The sequence below is a fragment of the Alkalihalobacterium sp. TH-98 genome (genome assembly GCF_057473385.1).
Genome location: NZ_JBYCKM010000026.1, coordinates 114,887 through 139,814, shown reverse-complemented (window position 1 = coordinate 139,814; position 24,928 = coordinate 114,887). Strand labels below are relative to the sequence as shown.

The following is a 24,928-nucleotide window of genomic DNA, read 5'->3' as shown; positions in this document are numbered from 1 at the left end:
TATTAGAAGTTGATTGGGGTTTAATTATTTATCCGACCTCGTATATTGAGGCTTGAACAAACGTTAAAACACACCCCAACCAACGATGATCTCACAAGAGGAAAGGGGGATGAACGTGCTTCAAAACGAAAAACAACAACAGCGGAAGCTAACCCTCTTTGCCATTACATGGCCGATTTTTATCGAAATCATGCTTCATATGATTATGGGGAATGCGGATACCTTAATGCTCAGCCAATATTCAGATGATGCTGTAGCAGCTGTTGGAGTATCCAACCAGCTGCTTGCAGTCATTATCGTGATGTTTGGGTTTATTGCAACAGGTACAAGTATTTTAGTTGCCCAGTATTTAGGGGCGAATGAAGGTGAAAAGGCAAATCGCTTTGCTGTCGTATCCTTATTTGCAAATGTCATCTTTGGTCTCCTATTAAGTATCGTTCTCTTTTGCTTTAGCGAATCTATATTAAGAATGATGAATCTCCCGCCAGAACTGATGGACAATGGTGTCACTTATTTACAAATTGTTGGGGGATTTTCATTTATTCAAGCATTAATTATGACAGCTGGAGCAATTATTCGCAGTCACGGTTTTACGAAAGATGCGATGTATGTCACGATCGGAATGAACATCTTAAATATTATCGGGAACTACATCTTTATCTTCGGTGCGTTTGGATTTCCAGAACTCGGTGTAACTGGGGTTGCTGTCGTCACCGCTGTCAGCCGTGGCCTCGGGGTCATCGTATTACTAGTTCTCCTATATAAACGTGTCAATGAAAATCTATCATTATCCTTTTTAGGGAAATTTCCAAAGTATGAAATTAAATCCCTGCTTAAGATTGGAATACCGTCAGCAGGAGAACATCTTGCCTATAATACTTCACAAGTTGTCATTGTTTACTTTATTGCTTCAATTGGAACTGAAGCTTTAACAACGAAAGTCTATACACAAAATATCATGATGTTTATTCTGCTTTTTTCTGTGGCCATCGGGCAAGGTACACAAATTTTAATCGGTCATCAAGTTGGTGCTAACAAATTAGATGATGCATATAAACGTTGTATCCGCAGCTTAAAAATTGCGGTAGCCGTGTCTACAGGAATGGCGGTAATTTTTTATCTCCTTAGTGACATGATCTTTTCTATTTTTACTACGAATGAAGAGATTATTAGAGTCGGTAGCTTGTTACTCCTATTAACTATAATTCTTGAACCTGGTCGAGCGTTCAACTTGGTCGTCATTAATTCTTTGCGAGCTGCAGGAGATGTTCGTTTCCCAGTTTATATGGGCATTCTCTCCATGTGGGGAATTGCTGTTACCGTCTCTTATATTCTAGGAATCTATTTCGGCTTAGGCTTAATCGGAATATGGATTGCATTTATATTAGATGAATGGCTGCGCGGGCTATTTATGCTGTGGCGCTGGCGCGGTCGTAAATGGCAGCAGATGTCTTTTGTAAGAAAAGTGGAACAAAAAGACCATGCATAACAGAGAGAGATGACTCAAACAGCCTAATTACAAGTTCCAAACACTTTGGGAAATTGTAATTACTAGGCTATAGGAGTCACCTTCTTCTTTTTATAGAATTTTATAACTTGGTTAAAAATCTATAATAACCTCCTACCTAGAGCAATATCTTAAAGTAGGAGGAATTTTTAAATGGAAGCACTAGCCTTTCTGTTCTCATTGTTTCTACTAAGTATAGACGGGTTTATTATTGGCTTTATTTTTGGATTAAAAAGGATTCGTATTGAATTATCAACATTGACCATTATTTCGATCTTTACTGCATTTGTCATGCTTATTGCTTTATTTTTTGGTAATGTCGTCGGAGAGTTTATTCCCACGTATGCGATCAAAGTGTTATCGGGAATTTTGTTAATCGTAATTGGAGCCTACCAATTACTGAGCAATCCTCCCCTCTATCAACCCTCCTTTTTAATCCGCCTAGCGATCATTATTAATATCGATGGTCTCGCTTATGGCGTACAAGCAGGGTTAGCCGGCCGTTCGTATAGCTTCGCCTTCTTTGTTGGGGTTTTTCTTTTTGCAGCGATTGTTTTCGGGGTTATACAAGGAAATACAATTAGAAACTCTTTCGTTCTTCGTTACCTCGCTGTTTTACCAGGTTCCATTTTTATTGTGCTAGGTTTAAGTAAATTTATATTTTAACTAAAATTTAATTTCCTACAAATACAAAAGAACTCATTCACATTAGAATGAGTTCTTTTATTTAGAATAAAAAGAGAACCATTTGAAGTAGTCCTATTTCGCTTGTACTAACTGTGAGAGCCTGTCATTGGATTTGATAAAAGAAATGGCCTTTTCATTAAATTCATCACTTTTTTCAATGTTACAAACATGTCCACAATTTGGGATGACGTGCAATTTACCATTGACATCGTCTTTCACGTGAGCTCTTACTAGTTTTACAAACAGATGGTCTTCATTACCCGAAATATATAACTTCGGTATGTTTACATGTGCACCGAGCGTTGTTTCTTTTACATGATTCGCAAGTTGGAACCAACGCAAAAATGAGGCTCTTCCCATCTTTTTCGCCTCTTGAATGAAAATACTTCTTGATGTCTTGTGATTTTTCTTCGGCATCATAATTTGGGCAAATAACCGGTACAGCCACATATACGGCACGAAGTTTTTAAGTGCGCTACCTAGTCGAATTAACGTTGCAGACAGCATATTAAAGCGAACTACCATTCCACCTAATACAGCAGAATGAAAACGATGGCTGTGTGTTTTCATCAACTGATAAATGACTACAGACCCTAAAGAAATCCCAACAAAATGGGCTTTGCGAATCTTATGTTCATCTAACACACGAATGACCATTTGAGCACACGTTTTAAAAGAACTATGTTGCTCCCACTCTTTAAAAGATGGATTTGGATGATGGTCAGGTAAATCAATTGTGATGACATTAAAATTTTGTTTAAAGTACTTTAATTGCTTGTACCATATTTTTGAATTCCCCCCAAGCCCATGAAGCATGACGACCCAAGGTAATTCCAGTGATTTGTTGTGAGGAAAAATTTTATGACGCAAACTATCCTGTACTGAAGGCAAAATAAGCATCCTCTCTACTCTCTAATTCGTTTACTATTCTATCATTTTTTACGTAGATCACCTAGTCTTTCAACCATTAGAGTTAAAATTTCTTGCTTTTTGCCCAAAATCGCCATAAAATGTTCTTACAAATTACTAAAATTGGAATCGAGGAGTCAACTTGGAACAAGATCAGTCAAAAGAACATCTTATGGGTGTCTTATTCGCCATCGGTGCATATGTACTCTGGGGGATATTACCTCTTTATTGGAAATTAATGGACACCATTCCGCCGCATGAAGTTCTTGCCCATCGAATTGTATGGTGCTTAGTCTTTATGCTTATCATCCTACTTACACTCGGAAAGTTTAAAAGTTTTATAGAAGAAGTAAGAGGAATACTTACTCAACCGAAACAAATGATTAGTATTACGATAGCTTCTTTGATAATAAGTGTTAATTGGTATTTATTTATTTGGGCCGTCACTAACGACCGGGTAATCGAAGTGAGTCTAGGATATTATATTAATCCGATTGTCACAGTCATTCTAGGAGTGCTCGTCTTAAAAGAGAAGTTATCGTTTTGGCAAACGATTGCTGTTGTGTTAGCACTCACTGGTGTTTTACATATGACCGTACAATTTGGAAGTATTCCATGGGCTGCGTTAACATTAGCTGTTAGTTTCGCCCTTTACGGACTATGTAAAAAAATTGCCAATGTCGGCGCGATGACCGGTTTAACAATTGAAACCCTACTTATATCGCCATTCGCCTTATTATTTATTGTTCATTTATCAAGGTCAAATGCCAATTCTTTTACTACTGAAGGACTCGAGGTCATGCTCCTCCTCATTGGCGCAGGTGTGGCAACAGCAATTCCACTTTTGTTATTTGCTAGTGGCGCTAGACGAATATCTTTATCGCTCATAGGTTTTTTTCAATATATCGGTCCAACAATTATGTTATTTCTTGGCGTTTTATTATTTCAAGAGCCTTTTACAATCGCGCACTTCAGTTCGTTTTTATTTATATGGTCAGCCTTATTTATCTTTTCATTCGGAAAGACAAAGTTATTTGTTAGACTAGAACCTAAATTTCTACAAAAGAAAAAATCGTTTCAAGGGTAAGAAAGAAGCGCTCTGTATAAGTAAGCAGTTCCAGTAACGTGGAAAAACTACAATCAAAAAAAAGATAATCACCACGCAAAAAAGGTTGGGTTTCTTTCCCCCAACCTTTTTATATGTGTTATCACTTCTAAAACATACCGTTCATCAACCCTATGAAGGACACTTCCCTTGGCTTTCTCTCTTAGTTTGTCCTTCATCACCTCTATGAAGGGTACTGCTTCTTTATTTCCGTTACAACTTCCTCGTTCTCGTTCATCTAAATATCCTACAGTACTAACGGAAAATAGCATACCAATTACTATGTTAGTTGATATGCTAATTCATATGTTATTTATAAGAAAACTACTTAGTTTATAAGAGCGGTGTTTTTTATTCGTACGAGCTTATTTGTCGCTACTTTTATAAATCATATCAATATGAGGAATGTCATCTTCTAAATACACATCCGAGGTGGTTTTAAAACCATATGATCCGTAAAAGTGCTCTAGATATTGTTGCGCTTGAATTTTAATTTCGGTGTCATTTAAATCATGTTCAATTAGAGTAATCGCACGTTTAAGCATTTCTTTAGCCAACCCAGTTCCTCTATATTCTTTTTTTACAATTACTCTTCCTATCGAACACTCTTTATACTTTGTATTCCTAGGAAGAATTCTTAGATAAGCAACAATCTCTCCATTACACTCCTTAAATAAATGATGGGAAATTAGATCGTATCCATCCACTTCTTCATAAGGGCAATTTTGTTCGACAACAAATACATTCGTTCTTTCTTTTAATATATTGTAAACTTCTAAATTTGTTAGTTCTTCAAACGTTTTAAGCTTCCACTCCATGTTTCCCACCTCTATGTATATTGTTATAGGTTGTATTGGATAAGATTGAATTCAAAGAAATAATCCAATTGATTGTTCGAGATTTATTGGTATCTAACTATACCTATTTTACACAATTCGTTCTATAAAAGCATTTGTTATGTTCTACTTTTCTCGCTTCAATCGTCTAATTTAATACTTTCCTGTTTGATTTTAATCCATTCTCATCAATTTCATGTTTTAGGACAGAATAACCAATATATCTTTTTATTTTAGGAGCGATTATGTTGTCGGATATACCTGTAGGTTTATTATTTTTTCTTGGCATCCTTTTATTTTTATCCGCCTTCTTTTCCTCAGCGGAAACAGCATATTCGAGCGCAAATAAGATTAGAATTAAAAGCTATGCTGATGAAAATCGCAGCGGTGGACAGAAGGCTTATTTTATTACTCAGCATTTTGATCATGCTTTATCTACGATACTAATTGGCAATAACTTAGTTAACATTGCTGCTGCGACGATTTCCGCTCAAATTGCAACGACCTTATTTGGAGCAAACACTGGACTTCTCGTAAGCACGGTTGTCATGACGATTCTTGTACTCATTTTTGGTGAAGTTCTACCGAAGTCATTTGCAAAAGAAAATGCCGAACCATTCGCCTTAAAAATTGCAGGTATTTTAACGTTTCTTATGAAATTTTTTAAGCCGTTAACGTGGGTTCTCGTTCAATTAAAAGAAAAAATTTCAGCTCTTGTTACGAAGGAAGAGTTAACTCCATCGATCACCGAGCAAGAATTAAAAGAAATGGTGACCATTAGTGAGGAAGAAGGCGTCATTGAAAATCATGAAAAAGAGTTACTCCATAACTCATTAGATTTTAATGATATTCGGGTTGTAGAGATCTTAACGCCACGGACCGATGTCTTTGCGATCGATGTTGAAATGCCTTTCGAGGAAGTGACGGCGTTATTATTTGAAGAGCGGTATTCCAGAATACCTGTTTACGAAGGAAATATTGATAATATTATTGGGATTTTATCTGAACGTGATTTTCTTTCGCACTTAATTAAGCATAACAAAGTGAACATTAGAGAAATTGTGCGTAAGCCGATGTTCGTTATTGAAACCTTAACCGTTTCAACACTCCTCCCGATCTTACAAAAAAATCGCGTTCATATGGCTGTCGTCATCGATGAGTTCGGTGGGACATCTGGGATCATTACGTTGGAAGATATATTAGAAGAATTAGTCGGGGAAATTTGGGATGAGCATGATGATAAAGTACGCGGTGTAGATCAATTAGAAGAAAACCTCTATGAATTTTACGGGGATTTTGATTTAGATGACTTTGCCGATTTGGCAAAGATCAAAATCCCTAATAGCACGAATCACACATTAGGCGGCTGGTTAGTTGAACTCTTTCAAAAAGTACCTACAGTCGGCGAGCAATTAGAATATGAGCATTTAACAATCACCATTACCGAAGCGGAAGAACGGCGCATCATAAAAGTCAAAGTCGAAATAAAAAACTAAGTACTACAAAAAATATTGGTACCAGGCACCTTCATTTATTTACCTTATTAAAGTGGTAAAGGTGCCTGGTACCTCTTCATCTTTTTTTACCTCTTCTTTTTTCACTTCTATTTTCACTTTTTCTTTTTCCTATCATTTCTCTTTTTTCACAAATGCCTATGGGCTGACATACAGTATTTCATGATAATTGTTTGACGATCTTATCTTCTCAGAAAGGAGTCATTTATATCATGGATTTAACTGCAGCCCATTGGATGTACCTTATAGGCACATGTATCATTATAATGACGATGCTTTTTAGACAAAACGTTGTCGTTCCCGCGTTGTTAATGACCTTTTTTGTTGGATGGATCTACAGTGGTTCATTTTTGATGGGCGTTCAATCGATCTTTAATGCCAGCTTAACGGCGGCAGCAGAGCTTTTTAATATATTTCTCATTATCGCGATCATGACGGCACTTCTGCATGCTTTAAAAGCGATAGGTTCTGATGAACAAATGATTGTTCCGTTTCAAAAAGTGATGAAAAATGGCCACTTGTCCTTTTGGATACTCGTGTTTGTCACATATGCCCTATCGTTATTTTTTTGGCCGGCACCAGCTGTTCCACTAATAGGTGCACTTCTAATACCGGTGGCCATTCGAGCAGGTTTACCACCAATAGGTGCGGCTATTGCGATTTCATTAGCAGGTCACGGGATGGCTTTATCTTCAGACTTTGTCATTCGCGTTGCACCAGGGTTAACCGCTTCTTCTGCAGGTTTAGATGTAGCAGCCATTACTGATAAAACGCTCATTCTCTCACTTATTACTGGAGCGGTTGCACTATCCATTGCCTACTTTATGATTCGAAAGTCCATAGTTAAGCCTTCGAAAGAAAATCTTATCAAATGGGAGCAAAATGATGAAGATGACCAAGAACAAGGGCAAGAAATAAGTCCACCCGAACAAAACGAAGTGGCTAAGAGCAAATATAGTTTTTTATTCGCCCTAATTGTTCCGCTAACCTTTTTAGCGATCATCGTTTATGTTGTGCTTGCCACATTTTCAAATGCAGTACCTTCAATTGAAAGTGGTGCTGGTGCATCACTCATCGGCGGAATTGCTGTCATTTTGATAATTGGGGCTGCTTTCGCAAAAAATGTAAAGTCTTCCTTAAAAAATGTAGCAGATCATATAACGAAAGGCTTTATGTTTGCCTTTAAAGTGATGGGCGTTGTTATTCCCATTGCAGGCTTTTTCTTCATTGGTAGTGGAGATTTTGCAGCGAAGATATTTCGTTTAGAAGATCCTGATCAAGCCCCAGCGTTTCTATTTGATTTAGTTCAAGCCGGGCAACACGCCATTCCTGAAAATGCATTTATTACTGGTTTTGGCGTCCTTTTATTAGGGATGATATCAGGCTTAGATGGTTCTGGATTTTCCGCTTTACCGTTAATCGGTTCCCTGTCAGAAGCATTGAGTCAAAGTATTGGAGTGGATGGAACAACACTAGCTTCAATCGGACAAATGGGTGCCATTTGGGTTGGCGGTGGTACGTTAATCGCCTGGTCACCAATCATTGCGATTGCAGGCTTTGCAAAAATACCAGTTATGGACTTAGTTCGTAAAAGCTTCATTCCGGTAATTATCGGATTAACCGTTTCTACAATTGTCGCGTTGATGTTCTTATAAGTTTAAAAATTTGAGGGTGACTCAAGTGGTTTCATTACTAGCCTCCACCAGTCATTAGTATTCAATCGGTTGGAGTTCTAAGCAGCACTAACCATAAAAGTCACCCTCTGGAGTTATTTATAAGTAACCTTTATTTTTCCAGCAACAGCTTTCGCTTTTTCTCTTGAAGTATCAACCGAGTCTGATGTATGAAGCACGACAGCCATTCTTCGACCAATTTTGGTTTCTGGTTTACCGAAAATACGAACTTGCGTATCTGGGTCAGTTAACGCCTCTTCTACGCCCTCCACTTGATAAGACTTACTCTCTTCCCAAGCTTTAATCGTATGACTTGCACCTGGTGAAACTAACCGAATGTTAGGGATCGGCAAACCCAAAATAGCACGAATATGCAGTGCGAATTCCGATAATTGTTGGGTAGCTAGTGTGACCATACCCGTATCATGCGGTCGGGGCGAAACTTCACTGAAATACACGCCATTCGGGGTTAAAAATAACTCGACTCCAAATAAACCATACCCACCTAAAGCATCCGTGATTTTTTTTGCCACTTCTTGAGACTCGGTAATTTGCTCGTTTGTCATTTGGTGCGGCTGCCAGGATTCAATATAATCACCATCTTTTTGTACATGTCCAATCGGTGCACAATATGAAGTACCTGAAACTGAACGGACTGTCAACAATGTAATTTCCGATTCAAAATGAATAAATTCTTCTACGATCACTCGCGCTTGCTTGCCTCTTCCACCTTCAAGCGCTTCATTCCAAGACTTCTCTACATCATCCATTGAGCGACAAACACTTTGCCCTTTTCCAGAAGAACTCATAATCGGCTTAATCACACAAGGTGTTCCAATTTGTGCAACAGCTTCTTTTAATTCATTTAAAGTATTTGCAAAAGCATATTTTGCAGTTGGAAGCCCTAACTCCTCACTCGCTAGGCGGCGAATGCCTTCGCGGTCCATCGTTAATTGCGTTGCTTTAGCTGTAGGTACAACATTGAAACCTTCCTCTTCTAGCTCTACTAACGTTCCAGTCGCAATTGCTTCAATTTCAGGAACAATATAGTCCGGTTTTTCGGCTTTTATAATTTTACGAAGCTCCTCCCCATCTAGCATATCAATAACATAAGAACGATGGGCTACTTGCATTGCTGGTGCATTTTCATAACGATCAACAGCAACTGTCTCTACACCTAAGCGTTGTGACTCGATAATCACTTCTTTTCCTAACTCTCCTGAACCTAACAACATGATCTTTTTTGTACTTTCATCAAATGGTGCACCGTACATTATGTAAATCCCCCTTATTTTTTCTATACACGAACATATTAACTTAGGATACTAGATAAATCAACTATAACGATCTAAATACACGAACTTTTTGATTGTTATACAACCATATCGTTCGACTAAACTAAAGAAATCTCTTTCACTCGTAAAGCTCTATTGCTTCATTAGCAAACCCGAGAAACCCTTCATGTTCAACAAAACTTCTATTAATCACGAAAAAATCAAAAAATATCAGTTTAACCTTCGATTTTCTATTCAAAAAAAGGTAAAATAAAGAAGTAGTACATACATATGAAAGGTGAGTGAAAAAACATGTATAACTTAAAAGAGAGTGAACGTATTTTTGTTTTTACAGGTCCAGACGGTTCAGGAAGAAAAACAGTTGCAAAGCTAGTTGGAGCAACCTTCCATATGAACGGTGTCGTTTCCCATACTACGAGAACAAAAAGAAGATATGAAACTGAAGGTGTCGATTATCACTATTTAAGTGAAGAAGATTTCCTTGAAGCTCACCGTAACGGAGAATTCTTAGAAAAAGTTGAAATTAACGGGTATTTGTATGGAATTAAAGAAAAAGAAATTGAAGAGAAGTTTAAGAAAAAAGGCTGTATTTGGGTAGTGTTGAATACAGAAGGTGCTGACATTCTAAAAGAAATGTATGGCGATAAAGTTATTCGTATTTTTGTATATGCAGATGAAGAAACAGTAAGAAGACGCCAATACGGTCGCGGGGACTCAGATGAAGTTATTCAAAGTCACTTAGATCACTATAACGAAGATATGGCGTACAAGGAAAAGTGTGAGTACGTTGTTGAGAACTACGAGTTGTCTCATACTACATTTGAAATCGCTAATCTCGTTGAAAAGTATTTAGAGCCAAATAAATAATTTATAAACATAAAGAGCTTGTACATTTCTTTACATGTACAAGCTCTTGCTTCTTTAAAAAATGCCCACCCATTACCCACACATAACCATTAATCAAAATATCGATCTGCACCTTCAATTTTTTCTATAAATAATTGATGGGCTTTTGAATACCCAGGATTTTTCGATTGGACAAGAGAAAAGTGTCTAACAAACTTCCGGTTGTTAATATTTAATCTTTTTATCGTTCCAGCTTGAAGTTCCTTCCTTACTGTCCATTTCGAAATCATTGCTATTCCTAACCCTTCAGACACCGCTTCTTTAATCCCCTGACTACTGCTAAAAATAAAGGAATGTTTAACGTTTAAATTCAACTCTTGCATAAATCGGTCACTGTACGCGCGTGTACCTGACCCACTTTCTCTCCAGATCCAAACCTCTTCCTGGAGCATTTCAGGCTTGACCACTTTTAATTGGGCTAAGGTGTGATTTGCCGGTGCGATCACAATCATTTCATCCTCCATAAATGGGTGCACTTCGACATCCGTGTTGGTAACTTCCCCTTCAACTAACCCAATATCTAAATCATTGCTGCGAATTCGTTCTATTACTTCTTCGGTATTTGCAACAGTCACTTCAACAGTGACACCGCGATTTTCCCGTGCATATTCAGCCAAAAGTTTCGGAAGGATATACTCACCAATGGTAAAGCTGGCACCCATTTTAATCGTTCCTTGAACAATATTTTTACGATCATTCATTTCCTGTTTGGCTTCATCATATAAAGAAAGCATTTGCTTAGCTTTCACATATAATATTTTTCCTTCTTCTGTCACTTTCACTTGTTTTGGTGAACGATGTAATAACGTCGCCTCAAATTCATTTTCTAAATTACGGATGTGTAAGCTAACATTCGGTTGTGATAAATTCAAGATTTTCGCGGCTTTTGAGAAATTCTTTTGTTCAACAACAGTTACATATATGCGTAAGGTATCAAGTGACATGATTAAGCTTCTTTTAAACCTTCATAGTATCGAGCAAGTTCAATAATCATCGCACCCATTCTTTCGAGCTCAGGAACTACATAATTGTTAATCCCTTCTTCTCGAAAAGCTTCAGCCGTTACTTTACCAACTGCTACCGGAACGACTTTTTCTTTAAAGAAAGGTAATAACTGAGCATAAGTTCCTTTTTCTCTTGCATAATTAAAAAGAGAACGGACTTGAATCGCCGTTGTAAAACAGACCGCATCCACGTTTCCTGCAAAAATTTCTTCGCATAGTGCATCAACTGTTGCTGGCTCAGGGGCAATATGCTGGTACGGTAAAATATGTTGGACTCTAGCACCCTTTTCTTCTAAAAACTTCGTTAACCGTGGTGCCGTTTCACCGTGTAATTGTATCGTTACGCGTTTTCCTGTAAGATCAAAGTCTTTTAGGGCTCGCGATAAACCTTCTGTTGTCCCATCATCATCTTTTGCAATTGGTTTCACATCTAGTTTCTTTAATGCTGCTAATGTCTTATATCCTCTAGCAGCCACTTTCACCTGTTGAACCATATGTAAGAACCGTTCTTCTAATCCATTTTGTTGTGCAATTTTTAATAAAGTTTCCGTTCCAATCCCAGTTGTAAAAATCATCCAGTCGGTCCCATCTTCAATTAATTGTTTAAGTTCTAGTTGCACTTGTTCTTCTGCCAAAAAAACAGTTCCTTGCAAAGGACGAACAATCGCTGTCCCTCCTTGTTTTTCAATTAAAGTTGCCATCTCTTCTGTTTTGCGCGAAGCAGCTAAAACTACAGTTTTTCCAGCTAATGCATTTCCCATTTGTTTACTCCTTTCATTCTAATCCTATGAATCTAGTTTACCCTAAAATCGTTAAAAGAATCGAGATTGTCACAACACTGACTAAAGTTGTAACTAATGCAATACTCGAGACAAGCTTTGGTGTCGTGTTAAATTGTAGAGCATACATCGTTGTTGTAACGGCTGTCGGCATCGCTGTTAACACTATTAGTACTTTTGCTAAGAGCGGGTCTACAGGAAACAACATTACAAATATAAAAGCAATAAGAGGTGATACAAACATTCTTACCGTCGTGCCATAAATAAGCCTTTCTTTATTAATGACTTTATCGACTTTTAGCTCAGCTAATTGCATACCGAGTATTAACATGACAACGGGAATTGTCGCTTGACCGACAAGATCAACAGCTGAATATAAGTTTGCTGATAGTGGAATGTTAAATAAATTAAATAGGATCGCAATAATCATCGCATAAGTTAACGGCATGGCGCTTATCGTTTTGATCGCGGCTCTAAATCCTAACTGTCCGCTTGCTGCATAGTATACCCCGAAAAAGTTCATAATAACGGACTGCAGGACCATAAACGAAACGGCATAAGCAAAGCCGGTTTCCCCATAAGCGAATAAAATGATCGGTGCTCCATAATTACCTGCATTCATAAAAGCTGTTGATAAAATTAAACCACTTTCTACATCACGCGGATATTTCCGGAATTTCGCATAAACCTTATTAATGATAATGAGGACAAATAAGAGAATAAGAGAAAAGATCGTAATAAATACATACTGTTGATCTAACTGAACATCATAGAACGTTCGAAATACTAATGCTGGCGTTAATATATATACCGCTAATGTCGAAATCGATTTCAAGTCCATCTTTTTCCACCGCTGAACAACAAAACCAGAAAGAAATATTAAGATGGCGGGCAATACTACATTAACAAAAATTGTCATTCGCTATCACTAGACATACTATTGCACTCCTATTTTTTAGATTTACTTGTTTAGACAATAATACACCAATATTAAGGGTTGCGAAATAAAGAACTGATGATTAAATTCTTTGTTAAGCGTCCTTCTTCCTTAAATCTTTATAACTTATTACGTAAAACGCTCAAGGTTTAAACACAACTATACACCACTCTCTCAGTAAACACATTCACATATCCGTTTAATTAGTGGAAATACTAAACTGAAATGATATTACTGGGAGGATGAACATGTCTGCGATTACAGAACAAAAATATAAATCGTTTGCTATGAGTGAATACGATGTATTAAAAAAAGTGATTTTATGTGAACCTAAGAATATGAAAATTCGTGAAGTTATTAATGATACGCAAAAACATTTTAAAGATGAAGGAATTCACATCGAGCGCTCCCTTGAACAGCATAAACAATTTGTTGAGACGTTATTAACCTATGGGATTGATGTCATTTTACTTTCACCAATTGAAAAGTTTCCTGAACAAGTATTTACACGTGATATTGGGTTTACATTAGGCCAAACAATCTTTGTAGCTGAAATGGCACATGATGTTAGAAAAGGTGAAGAAGATGTTTTAAAACAGTGGTTAAAAGATGAAAAAATTTCCTACTTTAATCTCATCGGCGATGAAATCGAAGGTGGAGATGTCATCATCGATCAGTCGACTATTTATGTTGGGTTAAGTAACCGTACGAATCAATACGCGATTGACCATTTACAAAGTATACTACCACAATTTGAGGTTGTCACTGTTCCCTTTACCGAAAAATATTTACATCTTGATTGTGTTTTTAATGTGATCTCACCTAAAGAAGCATTATATTTCCCAGAGGCATTTGAACAAAAAGAAATAGATGTTCTTAGTCAACGTTATGACTTAATTGAAGTATCCAAAGATGAACAGTTTACATTAGGCACGAATGTCTTGTCGATTGGACAAAAGCGAATTATTAGCTTACCTGTTAATAAAAATGTAAACCAACAACTTCGTGAGCGTGGGTTTGAGGTAATTGAGGTCGATATTACCGAAATTATTAAATCGGGCGGTTCCTTCAGGTGCTGTACTCTCCCACTTTTACGTGAACAACCAACTAGTTAACCGACGCTGTCCATCAACACCTACAACCAAAATGCCCAAATGATAGGGCATAGAGAACTACTCTATGCCCTTTTTAATTAAGTTAATTTATCCTTTTAATGGTCTTACCTCTTAACATTTCTTCCATCTGTATAGCTGGTAGTGGCTTACTATAAAAATACCCTTGAATTTCTTTACAATTCACTTCACTCAAAGCTTTTAATTGTTCAGCGGTTTCTACCCCTTCTGCAACAATATTCATCTTAAGGGCTTGTGCTAATGTGATAATTGTTTTTGTAATCTCAAAACTTTCAGCTTCTTGGGGGATCCCCTTCACAAATGAGCGATCTATTTTTAACGTATCAATCTTATATTTTCGTAAGTAACTGAGTGACGAATAACCCGTTCCAAAGTCATCTAACGCAATAGTAATGCCCATCGCCTGTAATTTCTTAATGGTATCCAATATATAAGGGTTATTTTCTAAAACTGCACTTTCAGTAATTTCAACCTCTAACCATTTTGGGTCGAGTTGATGCTTTTCTAATGTGCCCCGAACGATTTCTACTAGGTCTTTCTTTAAAAACTGTAACACAGAAAAGTTAACTGACATTTTAATTGGTGGTAAGCCAAGAATTTGCCACTGTTTGTTTTGTTCACATGCACGATCTAAGACCCATTCACCAATCGTAATAATCTGCCCGTCCTCTTCAGCGACTGGAATAAATTCGTTTGGCGGAACATTTCCAAAGCTCGGATGGTACCATCTAAGCAATGCCTCAACACCAACAATTTCTTCAGTTTGACTGTTTATTCTTGGTTGAAAGTGCAGCAATAGTTCTTCAAACTCTATTGCTTTTCGCAAATGATTTTTTAATGTGAAAATCCGATACGTATGATTAGTCATCGAAGGTGTATAGACCTCATACTGGTTTTTCCCTTGATCCTTTGCTTGATACATGGCAGCATCCGCATTTTTCATTAGTTTATGAATGTCCGTTCCCCCATGAGGATAGGTACATACTCCAATGCTGCACGTAATATATAACTCATAATCATGAATATAAAACGGTTCCTTAAAAGTTTGTATCACTTGCTTCGCTAATTTAGTAACCTCCTGTTCACCGTCCATAGTAGGTTGAAGTAAGCCGAATTCATCCCCGCCTATACGAGCTAATACTTCAACACCCTGAATAGTCGTTAGTAGTCTTTTAGCAACCTCACAAAGCAAATGGTCACCAATATGATGACCTAATGTATCATTTATAAATTTAAAGCCATCCAAGTCAAATATAAAAACTGGGAATTCCTCACCTTTTTTCCTAGCTGCTTCCACTTGTTCCATCAAACGTTTTTTAAAATATTCCCGGTTATACATTCCAGTCAATTGATCATGGTAAGCTAAATATTCGACTTCACGTTGACTCTTTTTATGTTCTGTTAGATCTCGATAATTAACTACAATCCCTCTAATGTAAGGGTTATCAACGTAGTTGGATGCAACTAATTCAGTATCAACCCAACGGTTATCTGACCTTTGGATCCTTAATTCAACCTTTATAACTGTAGCTGGTTTAGTTAGTATATTGGCAAATGTACCTTTTGCAAGTTCTAAATCGTCTGGATGTATGAGTGCGAACGCATTTGTACCGATCAACTCTTTCGCCTCATAGCCTAGCATTTGTTCACATGCTGGGCTTTCATATAATACTACTCCATTGGCATCGATGATACCGATGACATCACTTGAGTATTGGATTAGATGTTGAAATCTCTCTTCACTTTTCACGACCTTATGCTCAAGTTCAATTGTATTTGTATTATCCTTTACGACACCATACACTCCTATAACTTCTCCTTCGGCCTTAATAGGAGTAGCCGTTACTTCCACATATTTTATATTAAAACTTTTTTGCTGTATTCTAAATGTGATCTCTTTCCCTTTTCCTTGTAAAACGAGCTGAAAAAAATCCATGACTTTAGCAACATCTTCACCCAGAATAAACTCTTTAAAGTTTTTTCCTATGATCTCTATTGAGTCATATTCTGTTAATGTAGACACCCGTTGATTAATTTCAATAATGTTTCCTTTCGTATCGACTATGAACAAAGCTTCAGGATAAGTGTAAAAAAGTTGTTTATATGGACCATCCTCGGTTCGCAAAAAAGTTGTAAGTTTCATATGATCTTGTTTCTGCTTCTCCACAACATCCCCCTTTTGTACCACGACTATATACAATAATACACGTTTCAACAAAATTCTTCCATAGAGCACACAAAATTCACACCATATATAGGAGAAAGGTCATTTTTGCTATATGAGTAAGCGATTGCTATACTTTGAGTAACGATCTAAATGCGGGGTGAGAGATTTTGAAAAAATATGCGTTTCTGTCGGATATACATGGTAACGCCACAGCTCTAGAAGCTGTATTAGATGATATTCAGTCACAAAACGTTGATGAAATTTTTGTGTTGGGAGATTTATGCTATCGGGGCCCACAACCAAAACGAGCGTTACAACTCATACAAGCATTAGATGCTAAAGTCATTAAAGGAAATGCTGATGAATGGGTAGTTCGCGGAGTACAACAAGGTGAGGTACCAGATCAAATGCTTGAAATGATGAACACTGAAAGAGACTGGTGCAAAGCACAACTTAATGAAGAGGACCTTTCTTATCTTGAACAACTTCCTACCGACTTAGAGATCACCTTACCAAACGGTACTGCAATTTATGCATTTCATGCTACACCGACAAGTTTATTTGATGTGGTTTTGCCTGATACTGACCCAACGGTTTTAATGGAAAAAATGATAGCGACAAGTGATGCAAACCTATTCATCTATGCTCATATACACTTACCTTATGTTCGTTACTTCAATGGAAAATGTATTGCAAACTTAGGTAGTGTAGGTTTACCGTTTGACGGACAACCTTTAGCTTCTTACGCGATTGTAGAAGAAAAAAAGGACCAGTTTAGCATTACAATTCAACGAGTCCCTTATGATACTGAAAAAGTAATATCCCAATATGAACGTTTACAATACCCGAACCTTGAGGTTATGAAAAAGGTTGTCCAACACGGAGCAAGTCCTTTTTCTAAATGATGATAATTCCATTCCTTGTAATTAAAATAGACTGACTTGTAAGTAGAGTTAGTCTATTTTCTCTTTGTCATTAACTTCATAACGGAAATTGAGATGAACGGCTTAACATTTTTAGTCAACATTATTTTCAGAATTTTAAAGGAATTTATCGAACAATCGCGAATACAGTATTTTACTAGAATATAAATTAAAGGTAGAAGGGAAGTCTTTAAAGTGATTAAACCGTTAGAAGAAACAATACTAGGAGCTTTAGGAATTGAAGTAGTTGAAACTACGGAAGAGCGTGTCGTTGCGACTATGCCAGTTCATTCTGCAACACATCAACCGTTTGGATTACTGCACGGTGGTGCGTCCGTTGTACTAGCGGAAACAGTAGCAAGTATGGGAACATGGAACCTTGTCGACCAAGAAAACGAAGTGGCTGTTGGCTTAGAAATTAATGCTAATCACATTCGTTCGAAAACAGACGGAATCGTAACAGCAATTGGAACGCCTCTTCACAAAGGACGTACAACGATGGTTTGGGACATTAAAATTGTCGATGAGCAAGAAAAACTAATTTGTGTTTCTCGTTGTACGGTTGCTATAAAGAAAATGCCAAAAGCTGAGTAATTACAGCTTTTGGCATTTTATAGAAGGACTATAACATGATTAAAAATCAAAATCATCCGGATCTGGACCGACACGTTCGTCCTTATTTAATGCATTAATCTGAGCCATTTCTTCGCTTGTTAATTCGAAATCAAAGATATCTCCGTTTGCTGCAATTCGGTCTGCGTTGACTGACTTCGGAATGGTCACTACACCACATTGTAAATCCCACCGCAAAATCACTTGTGCAGGTGATTTCCCATACTTTTGTCCTATCTCAATTAACGTCGGATGGTCAAGTAATTTACCTTGTGCTAGTGGAGACCATGCTTCCAATTGAATTTGGTGCTCTTTACAGAAAGCGCGTAAATCCTGTTGTGCGAGTTGCGGGTGGAACTCCACTTGGTTGACCATCGGCACAATATTTGCCGTTTCTAGTAAATCTTCTAAATGATGAACGTGAAAATTACTTACACCGATCGCACGTACTTTTTTATCTGTATATAACTTCTCCAAAGCACGCCACGTGTCTTTATACTTTCCAGCCACTGGCCAGTGTACTAAATATAAATCTAAATAATCTAGGCCTAACTTTTCCATGCTTTCTTCAAAGGCTTGTAATGTCGTTTCATATCCTTGATTGGCGTTCCAGACTTTTGTTGTAATAAAGAGTTCCTCGCGTGGTACTCCACATTCTTTTATTCCTTTTCCGACGCCTTCTTCGTTTTTATAAATCGCTGCCGTATCAATACTTCGATAGCCTGCTTGAACAGCTGCCTTTACAGATTCAGTCACTTGTGAGCCATCTTCTACTTTCCAAACACCTAGGCCTAACCAAGGCATTTTTACTCCATTATGTAACGTTGTTGTGTCTTGAATGTGTTTTGCCATATTCGGTTCCTCCCATTTTGTTACGTTATGATAACTATGAACTACTACTTCCATTATGAAGGAAGTTCTCAAATTTTGCTAATTTGACTACTGTTTAATTCATAGTAGAAGCCTCTTTCTTGGATTAAAGACTTGTGATTACCCTTCTCTATAATTTCACCTTCTTGTAAAACAATAATTTGATCCGCTTTTTGTATCGTATTTAAGCGATGGGCAATGACAAAGCTCGTACGTCCTTTCATTAAACGTTGCAGTGCCTCTTGAATTTTCACTTCTGTTATCGTGTCAATATTACTAGTCGCTTCATCTAGTACTAATATTCTAGGATCAGCTACAATCGCCCTGGCTATTGATAGTAATTGCTTTTGACCTTGACTAATACCACTGCCGTCTTGTTTTAATACGGTATCATATTGATCCGGCAGCTTCATAATAAAAGAGTGTGCATTAGCAAGTTTTGCCGCTTCCTCCACTTCCCTGTCACTTGCACTTAACCTGCCATAACGAATGTTTTCCCGGATAGTACCCTCAAATAAAAAGGAATCTTGAAAAACAAAACCCATATGCCTGCGGAGACTTTCTCGTTGTATCTTCTTCATTTCGTATCCGTCAATTAAGATCTGACCACCATCGGCATCATAAAAGCGGGTTAGGAGATTGATGATCGTTGTTTTCCCTGCACCCGTTGGACCAACTAAAGCAACCGTTTGACCTGGAGTTACAGTAAAACTAACATTTCTTAAAGTATTTTCGTCACTTTCATAAGAGAACGATACTTGCTTAAACTCCACTTCCCCTTTCACTTCTTTAAGAGCTATAGCGTTCGTTTCATCTGCACTTTCTTCTTTTTCATCGATGACTTCAAACACACGCTCAGCACCTGCAATTGCTGAGAGGATCGTATTAAACTGGTTCGCTAGATCATTTAGCGGACGAGTAAACTGCCTCGCATACTCAGCGAAAATGACAATAATACCGATAGAGACCATCCCGTTCAAAACGAAAATCCCGCCAACAAGCGCAATAACCGCAAAGCTTAAGTTGTTCAGGACATTCATAAGTTTCGGGATAAACCCAGAAATGGTTTGGGCCCAAAATCCCGCTTCCCGAAGACGTTTATTTTTCTCCTGGAATTCAGCTAACACTTTTGGTTCCTGCGAGAACGTTTTAATAATGGACTGACCAGATAACGTCTCTTCAATAAAGCCATTTACTTCACCGAGATTACGTTGCTGCTCCTTAAACAGCTTTCCTGTTCTTTTTGTAATCCACTTCATCCCTAGTACCATTAACGGAATAATGGTAAGGGTGACTAGCGTTAACAGTGGACTCAGCCATAACATCACGATTAAAATACCGACGAGCGTCAGAACACTCGAAATGACTTGAATAACGGAACTGTTTAACGTTGAACTGACATTTTCAATATCATTCGTTACCCGGCTCATTAACTCCCCATGCTGCCTCTTCTGAAAAAACGCAATCGGTAACTGGTGAAGCCTCTTAAACAAGTCAGAACGCATTTGAAAAACGGTCTTTTGAGCAACTCGGATCATTACAAAATTCTGTCCCCAAACAGCGGCCGAATGGATGACATATATAGCGCTCAATCCTAGAATTACATAGACTAAACCGTCGAAATTACGAGTCACAATAAACTCATCAATCGCCATTCCAACGATAAATGGTCCAAGCAGGGCAAATACAGAACTGACAATAACTAAAACCAATACTAGTATTAATGGGCTTTTATTTTGCACCAAGTAACGCCAAATTCGTTTTAACGTTCCTGCCCAATTTTTAGCTTTCTGTTTTTGTTTTGCCCCCGTACTATTATCTTTGGGATCAATAGCTATTTTTTTATGTTGGAAAGGTTTACTCACTTCCTTTAGCAACGTACATCGCCTCCTCCCCAAACTGAGATCGATATATTTTTTGATACAGTGAATCATTGGTTATTAAGTCTTGATGTGTTCCTTCTGCGATCATTTCCCCATCATCTAATATTAAGATCTTATCCGCTTCGACAGCCGTACTTATTTTTTGTGTGATGATTAGTGTTGTACATCGTAATTCCCGTAAGCTTGCAAGTATTTTTGCTTCTGTTTTTAAATCTAATGCACTCGTACTATCATCAAGTAAAAGGATTTTCGGCTTTCGAACAAGTGCTCTGGCAATCGCAAGCCGTTGCTTTTGTCCTCCTGATAAATTAACACCTTTTTGGCCAAGTACTGTGTTATAACCATTCGTAAACTTAGAAATAGTTTCATGGATTTGGGCTTTCTTAGCTGCTTCTATAATCTCTGCGTCTGTTGCATCTTCTTTTCCCCAAGCTATATTGTCTTTAATCGTGCCTGTAAACAATAACGTTTCTTGAGGAACGTAGCCTATTTGTTTACGAAGATGGTCTAGCTTTATCGTTCGAATGTCTTTATCATCGATATCGATCTCACCGTCTGTCACATCATATAGCCGGGGGATCAAATGGAACATCGATGATTTCCCGGACCCTGTTGAGCCTAAAACAGCTACGGTTCTCCCTCGTTCCGCTTCAAACGATACTCCCTTTATAATATCTCTGTCGGTAGCTGGATAACGAAATGACACCTTTCGGAATGTTATCTTGCCCTCCAAACTCTCCATTCGTTCATTCGATTCAATAGAGTTTTTTTTATCTACCAAGTCTACTTCTGTATTGAAAACTTCAACAATTCGCTCTGATGAAGCTCTAGCTCGTGAGAAAAAGATAATAATCATCGAAAATACAGAAAAAGCTCCGCTAATTCGTGTTGCATAATTGATCACCGCAACGACTTCACCTACATTAGCCCCGCCTGCATTTACTTGAAAACTGCCAAACCAAAGCACGCCTAGAATACTTACATTCATCAGCAGCAAAATAATCGGCATCGTGATTTCCATCAGTCGTAACGCCGAAACAGTCGACCCCATCAATTCTTGATTGGATTTGGTAAACCGGTCAATTTCTGTGTCTTTTCTCAGTAACGCTCGAATTAATTTAATTCCTAGTAAATTCTCACGCATGACCCGGTTCACACCGTCTAGCTTTTGTTGGACGATATTAAATAAAGGACGTCCTTTTTTAAAAATCCAGATTAAAAATAACAGACTTAAAGGAACAGCTACCGCTAACAATAGAGCAAGCCTTACGTTTACAACGAGCGCCATAATTAGTCCACCAATGACTAATAACGGAGCACGCAACATAATACGCAGGCCTGTAAACAAGGTAAGTTGAAGAACATTTACGTCGTTTGTCATCCTCGTAATTAACGAAGATGTTTGAAAGTGACTTAAGTTCGTAAACGAAAACGCTTGAATTTTTTCAAACAACCCGTTTCGGATGTCATGACCAAACCCTTGACTGCTGTGTGCTGCATAAAAAGAATTAATAATACCTGCCGCAAAGGCAACGAGGGACAGACCAATCATAATACTTCCCCAATAAATCACGACCGAAAGATCCTCTTGTAAAATACCATCATTAATAATTTTCGCCATAAATAACGGCTGCAGTAGTTCAACTGTTAGTTCAACTAAGGTTAAAGTAATCGCGATAACCATAAATAAGCGATATCGTTTTAAATATGAAAATAGAACAGCCATAATAAATCCCCCAGACTACCTTCTGTAAACGCAATCGATGTATATGTATTTTTATCTTATATATACATTAATACTACACGAAACATCCATATAATAGAATTTATTTGACTCTTGCCTTCTTTTTAATAATTAAGGACATTAGGGAGCTGTTATTCAATATCTCCATAAAGAAAACGCATGCAGTTTTCCTTACCAGAAACCGATGCGTTTCGACCAATGTGACTGCCAATACTTTATTTTTCCTCTGTCCTTTTATTTTTACGTACTAATATAGAAAATAGAAAAGTTACAGCCCCCATTACTAGAAGTAAAGCAGATAAATCTACAGTTGGTATAAAGCGAGTTTTCTTTTTAGTAATCTCATATCCCCTACAGGGCGAACTAACATCGTTCCGCCTCCACCTTCACCTTCGCCCAGGCTAGAGCCCTCTTTTGTTTCCTCAGCCGTTCCTCCCCCACCACCGAATAAATAAGTTACTTTAGAAACTGGAACGACTTTTTTATCTTCTAACTCAATAGGTTCGCCATATACTTTTTTCGTTTGGACCGCTTCACCCATCTTTGCAAACATGCCGCGAACAGGATTTTGATATCTTGACGCTTTTTCCTCTTTTATTTCGTTCATAAGGGGTTCCTCCTAATAGTTAATAGTAGGTAATTCGCTGTATTAGCGTATGTTTCCTTTACTGTTAAAATGGTTTTTATGAACTTTTATTCATGTTTTTATAATCCTTTCTCCTCCTAAAGTTGTAGTTGTAGTTCAATCTTTCTCTTGATTAAATTGTTTTCAACTTTATGTAATCTATAATCATAGTAAAAATTTTGAGGGGGAATTAAAGATGAAAAATGCACGCTTATACGAAACACATGTTCAATCGACTAATTTAGAAAGATCGATTGCTTTTTATAAAAAATTAGATCTAGAGTTAGCTTATGTATTGGATGATAGAAGAGCAGCTTTCTTCTGGGCTGGAGATCCGACCATAAAAGAATTTATGCTTGGGGTGTGGGAAGTTAATGAAGAAAATTTCCGTAAATCACATTTCGCTTTCCATGTTTCCTCTAAAGAATTACTTCAAGTTCCTGATTTTCTCAAAAAGAGGGAGATCTCCTTAATTCCATCTTTTGGACTCGATACGACGGAACCCGTTGTACATGGTTGGATGCCGTCTGCTTGTTATTACTTTTTAGATCCAGACGGGAATACGTTAGAATATATTTCAGTACTTCAAGATCAACCTAAACAAGATGCTGGGGTTGTCCACCTCAGTACGTGGAAGGAGCTAAGTAAAAAAGAAGTATACTAATTATTAACTAGAAAGGAGCAGGGTTGCATTTACACTGTACATCGCTCCTTTCTGTTATTATATTTTTTCTCTTATTCTGGCTGCCAAAGATAGTCAAAGATAGCGGCTTGAAATAGATTGGTATCAATATTACAGGTCTCAGCATCGATTCCATATTGCCATGCCCAATTCAACCATTCGTTTGGCGGGCCTGGTTCGTACTCTTCCGGTGCATTTTCTTCTGTTGTAATCCCAATTTGAGGTTGGTTTGCCCAGACAATCATATGATCCGCGATTTCAGGGTTTTCGTTAATGGCTCCTTCGAACGCTGCCCACACATCACTTTCTGCATCAAATAATCCGTAAATAGCAGCATTATAGATGGATGGTTGTAGTGTGTCGTACCAGCCTTGTATAAAAGCTGAGTCGATTGGATATTCAGGTTCGACGTTGGCAAATATCGCTACTCCTTCTGGAACGCCAATACGTTCTGCATACTCAATCGCAACTTCGGCTTCCGCTACTCCTTTTTCGTATGTCGTACCATCTGTAAAGTGATTATAGATTACTAGAATAGACACACCTTGCTGATGGAGAAAACTTACTTCATCTTCTGTTAAGCCATAAGAAACTCCGTCATTATCTTCTAAATAGCGTCCCCAAACCTCGGGCTCCCCAAAGTTTGATGTCACACAAGCGTATAATTCCTCAGTCGTTAAACTAGCCGAATCAACACCCCAGACGATTTCACCTGCATCTTCTTCGTTTCCATTAATCGTTCCGGTTTCACCGTTTCCTTCGCCATTCTCTCCATTTGTCTCTTCTCCATTACCTTCTCCGCTCTCACCATTTTCCGTTTCACCGTTTCCGTTACTTCCATTCCCATTTTCTTGTTCCTCATCATTTGCACCATTTTCTTCTCGATCTTCCATTTGTCCGTTTTCGCAAATAAGAGTTCGTTCGTAACCGTCATTTATTACAAAAAAGAAAAAGGAAGCAAAAGCTAAAATAAAAACGGTTGCTAGAACAACATACTGACGCACTATTTCGCCTCCCTACATTTGCAAAGTCCATATATACTATTGCGTTCGTAGTAATGACGTGTAGGCGTGTACCTGTCATCAGCGTTTTTTTTAAGTTGCATATTAATTTTATTTTTAGGCTTGTTTATGTTGT

22 protein-coding genes are annotated in these 24,928 nt (G+C 37.7%); 10 read left to right on the top strand and 12 right to left on the bottom strand.

Translation table 11 applies throughout. The annotated features are described in order from the left end of the window. The first annotated feature begins 109 nt into the window (after nucleotides 1–109). A complete protein-coding gene (locus AC2VNP_RS10205) occupies nucleotides 110–1,489 on the top strand; it encodes an MATE family efflux transporter (RefSeq protein ID WP_486917234.1) in 1,380 nt (459 codons plus the stop codon). Nucleotides 1,490–1,660: 171 nt separating this feature from the next. Further along, the gene (locus tag AC2VNP_RS10200; protein WP_486917233.1) at nucleotides 1,661–2,173 is read left to right on the top strand and encodes a manganese efflux pump; all 513 of its coding nucleotides are present in this window, start codon (nucleotides 1,661–1,663) and stop codon (nucleotides 2,171–2,173) included. A 93-nt stretch (nucleotides 2,174–2,266) separates the two neighbouring features. Here AC2VNP_RS10200 and AC2VNP_RS10195 read toward each other — a convergent pair whose 3' ends face one another. Then, nucleotides 2,267–3,085, bottom strand: a complete 819-nt coding sequence (locus AC2VNP_RS10195; RefSeq protein WP_486917232.1) for an alpha/beta fold hydrolase — start codon at nucleotides 3,083–3,085, stop codon at nucleotides 2,267–2,269. 190 nt (nucleotides 3,086–3,275) lie between these two features. Between AC2VNP_RS10195 and rarD the strand changes: the two genes are divergently transcribed. Then, nucleotides 3,276–4,190, top strand: coding sequence for an EamA family transporter RarD (gene rarD, locus AC2VNP_RS10190; protein ID WP_486917271.1), 915 nt, complete (start codon nucleotides 3,276–3,278; stop codon nucleotides 4,188–4,190). Nucleotides 4,191–4,573: 383 nt separating this feature from the next. Here rarD and AC2VNP_RS10185 read toward each other — a convergent pair whose 3' ends face one another. Continuing rightward, nucleotides 4,574–5,026: a GNAT family N-acetyltransferase gene (locus AC2VNP_RS10185; protein WP_486917231.1), complete on the bottom strand. Its 453-nt coding sequence runs from the start codon at nucleotides 5,024–5,026 to the stop codon at nucleotides 4,574–4,576. 266 nt (nucleotides 5,027–5,292) lie between these two features. On the opposite strand from AC2VNP_RS10185, the gene AC2VNP_RS10180 reads away from it, so the two are divergent. After that, entirely contained in the window at nucleotides 5,293–6,540 is a 1,248-nt protein-coding gene (locus AC2VNP_RS10180; protein WP_486917270.1) for a hemolysin family protein, read from the top strand. Between the two features lie 230 nt (nucleotides 6,541–6,770). Further along, nucleotides 6,771–8,213 carry a hypothetical protein gene (locus AC2VNP_RS10175; RefSeq protein WP_486917230.1) on the top strand — a complete coding sequence of 481 codons (1,443 nt, stop codon included), beginning with the start codon at nucleotides 6,771–6,773 and terminating at the stop codon, nucleotides 8,211–8,213. Between the two features lie 113 nt (nucleotides 8,214–8,326). On the opposite strand, the gene purT is transcribed toward AC2VNP_RS10175, so the two are convergent. Beyond that, on the bottom strand, nucleotides 8,327–9,505 hold the full coding sequence (gene purT, locus AC2VNP_RS10170) for a formate-dependent phosphoribosylglycinamide formyltransferase (protein ID WP_486917229.1): 1,179 nt from the start codon (nucleotides 9,503–9,505) through the stop codon (nucleotides 8,327–8,329). A 312-nt stretch (nucleotides 9,506–9,817) separates the two neighbouring features. Here purT and AC2VNP_RS10165 point away from each other — a divergent pair, with 312 nt between their 5' ends. Beyond that, a complete protein-coding gene (locus tag AC2VNP_RS10165; protein WP_486917228.1) occupies nucleotides 9,818–10,393 on the top strand; it encodes a guanylate kinase in 576 nt (191 codons plus the stop codon). Nucleotides 10,394–10,482: 89 nt separating this feature from the next. On the opposite strand, the gene AC2VNP_RS10160 is transcribed toward AC2VNP_RS10165, so the two are convergent. The 3 genes from AC2VNP_RS10160 to AC2VNP_RS10150 are packed head-to-tail and all read right to left on the bottom strand — an operon-like array spanning nucleotide 10,483 to nucleotide 13,134. Further along, entirely contained in the window at nucleotides 10,483–11,376 is an 894-nt protein-coding gene (locus AC2VNP_RS10160; RefSeq protein WP_486917227.1) for a selenium metabolism-associated LysR family transcriptional regulator, read from the bottom strand. A gap of 2 nt (nucleotides 11,377–11,378) precedes the next feature. After that, nucleotides 11,379–12,197, bottom strand: coding sequence for a uroporphyrinogen-III synthase (locus AC2VNP_RS10155; protein ID WP_486917226.1), 819 nt, complete (start codon nucleotides 12,195–12,197; stop codon nucleotides 11,379–11,381). A 37-nt stretch (nucleotides 12,198–12,234) separates the two neighbouring features. Further along, entirely contained in the window at nucleotides 12,235–13,134 is a 900-nt protein-coding gene (locus AC2VNP_RS10150; protein ID WP_486917225.1) for an AEC family transporter, read from the bottom strand. Between the two features lie 266 nt (nucleotides 13,135–13,400). Between AC2VNP_RS10150 and AC2VNP_RS10145 the strand changes: the two genes are divergently transcribed. Next, a complete protein-coding gene (locus AC2VNP_RS10145) occupies nucleotides 13,401–14,267 on the top strand; it encodes a dimethylarginine dimethylaminohydrolase family protein (protein WP_486917224.1) in 867 nt (288 codons plus the stop codon). A gap of 82 nt (nucleotides 14,268–14,349) precedes the next feature. On the opposite strand, the gene AC2VNP_RS10140 is transcribed toward AC2VNP_RS10145, so the two are convergent. Next, nucleotides 14,350–16,452: a putative bifunctional diguanylate cyclase/phosphodiesterase gene (locus AC2VNP_RS10140; RefSeq protein WP_486917223.1), complete on the bottom strand. Its 2,103-nt coding sequence runs from the start codon at nucleotides 16,450–16,452 to the stop codon at nucleotides 14,350–14,352. 167 nt (nucleotides 16,453–16,619) lie between these two features. On the opposite strand from AC2VNP_RS10140, the gene AC2VNP_RS10135 reads away from it, so the two are divergent. Continuing rightward, complete coding sequence (locus tag AC2VNP_RS10135) at nucleotides 16,620–17,357, top strand: metallophosphoesterase family protein (protein WP_486917222.1); 738 nt, start codon at nucleotides 16,620–16,622, stop codon at nucleotides 17,355–17,357. A 213-nt stretch (nucleotides 17,358–17,570) separates the two neighbouring features. Continuing rightward, entirely contained in the window at nucleotides 17,571–17,969 is a 399-nt protein-coding gene (locus AC2VNP_RS10130; protein WP_486917221.1) for a hotdog fold thioesterase, read from the top strand. A 39-nt stretch (nucleotides 17,970–18,008) separates the two neighbouring features. Here the strand turns inward: AC2VNP_RS10130 and AC2VNP_RS10125 are convergent, their stop codons facing one another. From AC2VNP_RS10125 to AC2VNP_RS10110, 4 genes are all read right to left on the bottom strand, one after another. Next, entirely contained in the window at nucleotides 18,009–18,839 is an 831-nt protein-coding gene (locus tag AC2VNP_RS10125) for an aldo/keto reductase (protein WP_486917220.1), read from the bottom strand. Nucleotides 18,840–18,907: 68 nt separating this feature from the next. Beyond that, entirely contained in the window at nucleotides 18,908–20,734 is a 1,827-nt protein-coding gene (locus AC2VNP_RS10120; RefSeq protein ID WP_486917219.1) for an ABC transporter ATP-binding protein, read from the bottom strand. Further along, complete coding sequence (locus AC2VNP_RS10115; protein ID WP_486917218.1) at nucleotides 20,715–22,466, bottom strand: ABC transporter ATP-binding protein; 1,752 nt, start codon at nucleotides 22,464–22,466, stop codon at nucleotides 20,715–20,717. The genes AC2VNP_RS10120 and AC2VNP_RS10115 overlap by 20 nt, the downstream gene beginning before the upstream one ends. Before the next feature lie 322 nt (nucleotides 22,467–22,788). After that, entirely contained in the window at nucleotides 22,789–23,091 is a 303-nt protein-coding gene (locus AC2VNP_RS10110) for a spore germination protein GerW family protein (RefSeq protein ID WP_486917217.1), read from the bottom strand. A 214-nt stretch (nucleotides 23,092–23,305) separates the two neighbouring features. Here AC2VNP_RS10110 and AC2VNP_RS10105 point away from each other — a divergent pair, with 214 nt between their 5' ends. Continuing rightward, nucleotides 23,306–23,773 carry a VOC family protein gene (locus tag AC2VNP_RS10105; RefSeq protein ID WP_486917216.1) on the top strand — a complete coding sequence of 156 codons (468 nt, stop codon included), beginning with the start codon at nucleotides 23,306–23,308 and terminating at the stop codon, nucleotides 23,771–23,773. A gap of 71 nt (nucleotides 23,774–23,844) precedes the next feature. Here AC2VNP_RS10105 and AC2VNP_RS10100 read toward each other — a convergent pair whose 3' ends face one another. Further along, nucleotides 23,845–24,795 (bottom strand): glycoside hydrolase domain-containing protein, encoded by a 951-nt coding sequence (locus tag AC2VNP_RS10100; RefSeq protein ID WP_486917215.1) that lies wholly within the window; start codon nucleotides 24,793–24,795, stop codon nucleotides 23,845–23,847. Between the last annotated feature and the right edge of the window lie 133 nt (nucleotides 24,796–24,928).

Coding starts and splice junctions, on each gene's coding strand:
- AC2VNP_RS10205 (WP_486917234.1), top strand. CDS start 110: ATGAACGTGCTTCAAAACGAAAAACAACAACAGCGGAAGCTAACCCTC.
- AC2VNP_RS10200 (WP_486917233.1), top strand. CDS start 1,661: ATGGAAGCACTAGCCTTTCTGTTCTCATTGTTTCTACTAAGTATAGAC.
- rarD (WP_486917271.1), top strand. CDS start 3,276: ATGGGTGTCTTATTCGCCATCGGTGCATATGTACTCTGGGGGATATTA.
- AC2VNP_RS10185 (WP_486917231.1), bottom strand. CDS start 5,026: ATGGAGTGGAAGCTTAAAACGTTTGAAGAACTAACAAATTTAGAAGTT.
- AC2VNP_RS10175 (WP_486917230.1), top strand. CDS start 6,771: ATGGATTTAACTGCAGCCCATTGGATGTACCTTATAGGCACATGTATC.
- purT (WP_486917229.1), bottom strand. CDS start 9,505: ATGTACGGTGCACCATTTGATGAAAGTACAAAAAAGATCATGTTGTTA.
- AC2VNP_RS10165 (WP_486917228.1), top strand. CDS start 9,818: ATGTATAACTTAAAAGAGAGTGAACGTATTTTTGTTTTTACAGGTCCA.
- AC2VNP_RS10160 (WP_486917227.1), bottom strand. CDS start 11,376: ATGTCACTTGATACCTTACGCATATATGTAACTGTTGTTGAACAAAAG.
- AC2VNP_RS10155 (WP_486917226.1), bottom strand. CDS start 12,197: ATGGGAAATGCATTAGCTGGAAAAACTGTAGTTTTAGCTGCTTCGCGC.
- AC2VNP_RS10150 (WP_486917225.1), bottom strand. CDS start 13,134: ATGACAATTTTTGTTAATGTAGTATTGCCCGCCATCTTAATATTTCTT.
- AC2VNP_RS10145 (WP_486917224.1), top strand. CDS start 13,401: ATGTCTGCGATTACAGAACAAAAATATAAATCGTTTGCTATGAGTGAA.
- AC2VNP_RS10125 (WP_486917220.1), bottom strand. CDS start 18,839: ATGGCAAAACACATTCAAGACACAACAACGTTACATAATGGAGTAAAA.
- AC2VNP_RS10115 (WP_486917218.1), bottom strand. CDS start 22,466: ATGGCTGTTCTATTTTCATATTTAAAACGATATCGCTTATTTATGGTT.
- AC2VNP_RS10110 (WP_486917217.1), bottom strand. CDS start 23,091: ATGAACGAAATAAAAGAGGAAAAAGCGTCAAGATATCAAAATCCTGTT.
- AC2VNP_RS10105 (WP_486917216.1), top strand. CDS start 23,306: ATGAAAAATGCACGCTTATACGAAACACATGTTCAATCGACTAATTTA.